Origin of the sequence: Rubrivivax gelatinosus, assembly GCF_004340905.1 — a bacterium.
GTDB classification, from domain to species: Bacteria; Pseudomonadota; Gammaproteobacteria; order Burkholderiales; family Burkholderiaceae_C; genus Rubrivivax; species Rubrivivax gelatinosus.
Genome location: NZ_SLXD01000008.1, coordinates 261,286 through 267,599 on the forward strand (window position 1 = coordinate 261,286; position 6,314 = coordinate 267,599).

Here is a 6,314-nt window from a genome sequence, read left to right on the forward strand (position 1 = left end):
GCGTTGTCGATAATTGAGGTATGAGCTCCAACACCATCATCGCCACCCGCGAAAGCCGCCTGGCCCTCTGGCAGGCCGAACACGTCCGCGACGTGCTGACCGCTCGCTTCGGCCTCGCCGTCGAACTGCTGGGCATGACCACCAAGGGCGACCAGATCCTCGACCGCGCGCTGTCCAAGGTCGGCGGCAAGGGCCTGTTCGTGAAGGAGCTCGAGACCGCGCTCGAAGAAGGTCGCGCCCATCTGGCCGTGCACTCGCTGAAGGACGTGCCGATGGACCTGCCGCCCGGCTTCGCGCTGGCCGCGATCTGGGAGCGCGAGGACCCGCGCGACGCCTGGGTGTCCAACCAGTACGAGAACCTCGACGCGCTGCCGCAGGGCGCCTGCGTCGGCACCTCCAGCCTGCGCCGCGTCGTGCAGCTGCTGGCCCACCGCCCCGACCTGAAGATCGAGCCGCTGCGCGGCAACCTCGACACGCGTCTGCGCAAGCTCGACGAAGGCGGCTACGACGCCATCGTGCTGGCCGCCGCGGGCCTGAAGCGCCTGGGCCTGGGCGCGCGCATCCGCTCGCTGTTCGACACCGCGCTGATGATCCCGGCCGCCGGCCAGGGCGCGCTGGGCATCGAGATCCGCGAGGACGACGCCCGCCTGCGCGAACTGCTGGCGCAGACCATCCACCAGCCGACCTTCCTCGCCTGCCACGCCGAGCGCGCCGTCTCGCGTTCGCTGGGCGGCAGCTGCTCGATGCCGCTGGCCGCATTCGGCCACTGGAACGACGGCGTGCTGACGATCGACGCCGCGCTGGGCCACAGCACCGAGCTGACGCGCCCGCTGATCAAGGTGCGTGTCAGCGGCACGCCGACCGACGAGGCCAGCGCGCGCGCGCTGGGCGAACACGCCGCGGCGCTGCTGCGCCAGGCCGGCGCCGGCGACTACCTGCCGGCCTGTTGACGGTGCGCATCATCGTCACCCGGCCGGCGGATCAGGCGGCCGCCTGGGTGGCGCGGCTGCAGGACCTGGGCGCCGACGCTGCGGCGCTGCCGCTGATCGGCATCGAACCCGCCGAGGACCCGGCGCCCCTGCGTGCGGCCTGGCAGTCGCTGGCCGACTACGCGCTGGTGATGTTCGTCAGCCCCAACGCCGTCGCCCACTTCTTCGCCCTGCGGCCCGCCGGCTGCAAGTGGCCGGCGACGACGCTGGCCGGCTCGGTCGGCCCGGGCTCGTCGGCGGCGCTGCGCGAGGCTGGTGTCGGTGACCGTGTCGTCGAGCCTGCCGCCGACGCCAAGGCCTTCGATTCCGAAGCGCTGTGGGCGCAGCTCTGCGGCCTCGACTGGGCCGGCCGGCGCGTGCTGGTCGTGCGCGGCGAGGACGGCCGCGAATGGCTGGCCGAGACGCTGCGCGGCCGCGGCGCCTTCGTCGAGTTCGTCGCCGCTTACCGTCGCCGTCCGCCGGTGCCCGACGAAGCGGGCCGTGCTCTGCTCGACGCCTCGCTCGCCTTCCCGGGCGAGCACCTGTGGCACTTCAGCAGCAGCGAAGCCGTTGGCCACCTGCGTGCGTTGGCGCCCGGCGCCGACTGGTCGTGCTCGCGTGCCGTCGCGTCGCACCCGCGCATCGCGGCGGCCGCCCGGGCGCTCGGTTTTGCCGAGGTTGCCGAGCTGCCGCCGTCGGTCGAGGTGGTGGCCGATTGGGCCCGTCGCGGGCCGCCGATAGAATCGGCGCCTCTGTGACCGAGCCCGTCTCGCCCCTGCCGCCAGAGTCCGCGTCCCCGGCCCCGTCGCCGGTGCCTGCGGCGCCCCCCGCTGTTGCCGCCGCGCCGCTGCTGCCGGCGCGCTGGGTCGTGACTGGCGCGGCCGTGCTCGCCGCGGCGGCCGCCGCGGCCGGCGTGCTCGCATGGAACACCCAGCAGCGTGTGAAGTCGCTTGAGACCGAGCTGGTCAAGCGCCAGCAGGACGCCGGCGCCGAGGCGGCCGAAGCACGTGTCGCGGCGCGCGCGGCGCAGGACGTGGCACGCGACGCCGCGGCCAAGCTGGCGGTGCTGGAGGCGCGTGTCGCGGAGTCGACGATCCAGCGCAGCCAGTTCGAGGAGCTCATCCAGTCGCTGGCGCGCTCGCGCGACGAGAACGTGCTGGCCGACGTCGAGAACTCGATCCGCGTGGCGATGCAGCAGACGGCGATCACTGGCAGCGCCGAGCCCTTGGTCGTCACGCTCAAGCAGGCCGACGAACGTCTGGCGCGCTACAAGGAGCCACGCCTGGAGCGCGTGCGCCGCGCGCTGGCACAGGATCTCGATCGGACGCGGGCGGCCGGTGTCGCGGACCTGGCCTTGCTGGCGATCCGCCTGGACGAGGCGATCCGCGCCGTCGACGAGCTGCCGCTGCTGGCGTCGATCGAAAAGCGCCGTGGCACGGCAGCCCGACCTGCCGCCGCGGCCGCCCCGTCATCGGCTGCGTCGTCGGCCGGTGTCGACGACGCGTCGGTGCCTTGGAGCGAACGCTGGAAGACCGTGGCTGCCGCGATCTGGCAGGAGGTCCGATCGTTGGTGCGCGTGACGCGCATCGAACATCCCGAGGCGATGCTGGTGGCGCCCGAGCAGGCCTGGTTCCTGCGCGAGAACCTGAAGCTGCGACTGTTGAACGCCCGGCTGGCGCTGCTGTCGCGGCAGTTCGACACCGCGCAATCGGACCTGCGGGATGCGCTGGCGTCGCTGGATCGTTATTTCGATCCCCAGTCGCGCCGCGTGGCCTCGGCCATCGAGCTGGTACGGCAGGTGCAGTCCCAGGCGCGTGTGGCGACCGTGCCGCGGCCCGACGCCACGCTGGCGGCCATCGCCACCGTGTCGGCCGGGCGCTGAGCGGGGCGGCCGCGATGCGCATCGTCATCTGGCTGATCCTGCTGTGCGTGGTGGCGGTCGTCGCCGCGACGACGCTGGGCAGCAACGACGGCATCGTCACGATCTACTGGCGCGGTTGGCGTTCCGACCTGTCGCTGAACCTGTTCGTGCTCATCGTCGTTGCCGGGGCCTTCGCCATCACGTCCGCCGTGCAGGGGATCAACGCGCTGGTGACCCTGCCCAGGCGTGCCGGCGAGTGGCGCGCCCTGCGTCGCGAGCGTGCCGCCCAGGCGGCGCTGCGCGAGGCCCTGGCCGAGTACTTCAGTGCCCGTTACAGCCGTGCGCACAAGGCGGCGACACGGGCGATCGCGATCCAGCAGGACGCCAACGAACTGAGCGGCGATGCGGAATTCATGGTGCTGGCGCAGTTGCTGGCCGCCGGGAGCCTGCACCGCCTGCAGGACCGCACGCGGCGCGACGACGTGCTCAAGCAGTTGCCGAGCGCGGGACGCAAGGGAGGTGTCGGCGGCGGCCGCAGCGCTGACGACGGCGCGCGACTGCTGGCTGCCGAGTGGGCGCTGGACGATCGGGACGCCTCGCGTGCGCTTGAGCTCCTGGCGGAACTCCCGCCCGGCGTTGCGCGGCGCACGCAGGCCTTGCGGCTGAAGCTGCAGGCGTGTCGCCTGGCGCGGCGGCCGCTGGAGGCATTGCACACGGCACGCCTGCTGGCCAAGCACCAGGGGTTCTCTCCCGCTGCCGCCCTGGGCCTGCTTCGGTCGCTGGCTTGCGAGGCGCTGGACAGTGCGCATGACCAGCAACAGCTGCGGCAGTTGTGGGACGAGTTCGACCCGGCCGACCGCCGCGATCCTGTGGTGGTGGCGCGGGCCGCTCGGCGTGCGGCGGCCATCGGTGTCTGCGAGCAGGGACGAGACTGGCTGCGTCCGTTCTGGGAGCGCGCCGGCGAGTTGTCGCGCGAGGACCGCGAGGAACTGGCGCTGGCATTGATGGAGTGCGTGCCTGGCATCGGCAGCGACTGGCTTGCACGTCTGGAAGAGGCCGTGGCACACCATGCCCACGAGCCGGCCGTCGTGGCTGCGGTCGGCGTGGTTTATGCCGAGCGGCAGCTGTGGGGCAAGGCCCGTCGTCTGCTGGAGTTGGCGGCCGCGGCCCCGGCGCTGGCGAGCGCGGTGCGACGCCGTTGCTGGCGCCTCCTGGCGCGCCTGGCTCGCGAGGAGGCCGACGAGGATCGGGCCCGCGATTGCGAAAAATTTGCCGCGGGGCTGGACTAATCCAAAAAACGTGCTATAGTTTCTTTCTTCGCGGCTGTAGCTCAGCTGGATAGAGTACTTGGCTACGAACCAAGGGGTCGTGGGTTCGATTCCTGCCAGCCGCACCAGTAAAAGCAACGGGTTAGTTCTTTCGGGAACTAACCCGTTTGCCTTTTCTGCGTCCCGTTCTTCAGTCGTCGGCTTGCGCGGCGTCGAGGCTCTCCGTCTGCGCGCCAGCGCTCTTGCTGGCTGGTCGCGGTTGGCGTTCGTGCGGGCGGTTGAACTCTCGAGGTCCCGTTCCCTCGCCAGCGTGCTGGAGCGCCAATGTGGTGCAACGCGCTGTTGATCGCGCGGTGAGTCGCGATACAAGGCAGGCAGTGCGCCGCGTCGAGGGGTGGCCTGGACCGGTTGCCGGGCGTAGGATTCGTGGCTCCGGCCAATGGTCGTGAGCTAGCGGGAGCCTGAGTGGTCCCGCCGGGTCCGGTGTCCCGAAGTGGCGGGGCCGGGCGGCTTGCCGCGATATGGGCTGGCCATCAACGGTCGGCGCTGAGCACGATCTCACCGACTTCTGTTCGAAGGTTGCCGTGCTGGCGCGCGGGGTGCGGAGTGTTCGAACTTCTGGGGCTGCATTCGAAGCCGTCGCGGCGGCCATTCGAATGCCCGAGGTGCGCGGCTCGCTGTGTCCTTGGTGTTCGTGAGGCGGAGCGCCGGCTGTTTCACTCTTTGACAGCGGTGTCGATGCGTGCAGGCGAGTTTTCCGTCCGGAATGGCGTGAGATTCTGTTGTCTGCCTTCGCGACGGCGTCCGGTCTTCCGCGGTCGAAGTGTTGCTCGAAGCGCCCGCGCCGCTGCAGGCTGACGGCATGCAGCCGTGCCGTGTGGCCCGACCGCCGATGGCGTTGCTGTCGCGGTATTGCGCGACGTCCGGGGTGGGCTCCTCATCGCGCACGCCTGCACGAGGCTGCGCGTGTCGTGGGTCTGGCGGCGCCCCTGGTGATGCGCCGGTGCGTGGCGCCTGCGGCATCGCTCACCGTCTGTGCGGCGGCCTTTCGCTCGGTTCGGTCGTCAACACGTTTGGTTTGCGCCTCGAGGATCAAGCTGCGCAATGCTCCGGCATCGCTTCCCTCAACCGGCTCGGCGGCGCCGGCGCCGAGTCACTCGTGCGCTGCGACCTGGGCTTGGTGTCGCTCATGGGTTCGTGCATGTCGTTGCTTCGTAGCTGGCGGCGTCAGTCCTTGGGTGGCCGATCCCCGTGCAGCCTTGCGCATCCTCTTGTTGTCCATCCGCTGGGTCAGGGTGCTGTCGACGCCGCAACGCCTGCCTGAGATCGGCCTGGCTCGCACGTGCCTTCTCTGCTGTCGCGTTGATCGGGTGCTTCGATGGTGGTGCCTGATGAGGTGTCCGTCCTGTCTGCGGAGGCGGGGTGGATTCACCTGGAGTCTTCGATAGCCGCACTAGACAGAGAGGAGGGCGTGCGACGTGGGGGGCAGGATGCTGGTGCGACCTGAGCTGCTGGCTGCGCAAGCTGGGGAGGGTCTGCGGCGGCATCGCGTGCATCGGCGCCTCCGACGCGATGCTCGGGTGCTCCCGCTGTTGTCGGCCTAGTGATTCACGCAGACCTTGCCGTCGAGCCGTGGCAGCGTCCATTGATCTGCCGGGGGACGGCCGCAGCGGACGGCCCGTCGGGGCATTGCCAGGCCTCGCCTTGCTGAACAGCGGCAGGCATCGGCTGTCGGCGCCTCTCGTCGCCGGGTCCGCCGGCCTCGACGTCTGGATGGTCTCCGCTGCGTGGCGCGGGGTGTCCCGGGACTCTTCAGGGGGTGCCAACCAGCGGGAGCAGGATGGGCTCCTGGCCTCGGTCCATGCACGCCGCATTGCTGGCCTTGTGAGGCAGGGGCGATTGAGTGCGGCACGGATGTGGAGGTTCCGTGATGGGCGGGTCGCTCCGGGCCGTCGTGCGACCTCTCGTTGACGATCCGGGGCGCAACGTGCGCAGGGAGTCTGCTCGCGAACGCGCGGTGTGCCCGCAGAACTTTTTTCGCCGAACTGCTTGCAAACCGTTTGAGACCCGTGCTACAGTCACAGGCTCCGCTGATCGACGGTGGTGCTTCGAAAGAAGCGGCGCCGAGAAACTCTGAAAAGGGTTTCAGCGAAAAGCAGAAAAGCCGAGTGCTTGACAGGGTTTAAAAAGAATGTCAGAATCTCGGTCTTCGCTGAT

At 70.2% G+C, this 6,314-nt stretch carries 4 protein-coding genes and 1 tRNA gene; all 5 read left to right on the forward strand.

Annotation, left to right across the window (positions count from 1 at the left end):
* Positions 1-20 precede the first annotated feature (20 nt).
* The 5 genes from hemC (at position 21) to EV684_RS14295 (ending at position 4,225) form a co-directional block, all read left to right on the forward strand.
* Complete coding sequence (hemC, locus tag EV684_RS14275) at positions 21-950, forward strand: hydroxymethylbilane synthase (RefSeq protein WP_132647946.1); 930 nt, start codon at positions 21-23, stop codon at positions 948-950.
* 2 nt (positions 951-952) lie between these two features.
* A complete protein-coding gene (locus tag EV684_RS14280; RefSeq protein ID WP_132647947.1) occupies positions 953-1,726 on the forward strand; it encodes a uroporphyrinogen-III synthase in 774 nt (257 codons plus the stop codon).
* 53 nt (positions 1,727-1,779) lie between these two features.
* Positions 1,780-2,850, forward strand: a complete 1,071-nt coding sequence (locus tag EV684_RS14285; RefSeq protein ID WP_243651167.1) for a uroporphyrinogen-III C-methyltransferase — start codon at positions 1,780-1,782, stop codon at positions 2,848-2,850.
* Between the two features lie 14 nt (positions 2,851-2,864).
* A complete protein-coding gene (locus EV684_RS14290; RefSeq protein WP_132647949.1) occupies positions 2,865-4,118 on the forward strand; it encodes a heme biosynthesis HemY N-terminal domain-containing protein in 1,254 nt (417 codons plus the stop codon).
* Between the two features lie 30 nt (positions 4,119-4,148).
* Positions 4,149-4,225 (forward strand) — tRNA-Arg (locus EV684_RS14295).
* The last annotated feature ends 2,089 nt before the right edge of the window (positions 4,226-6,314 follow it).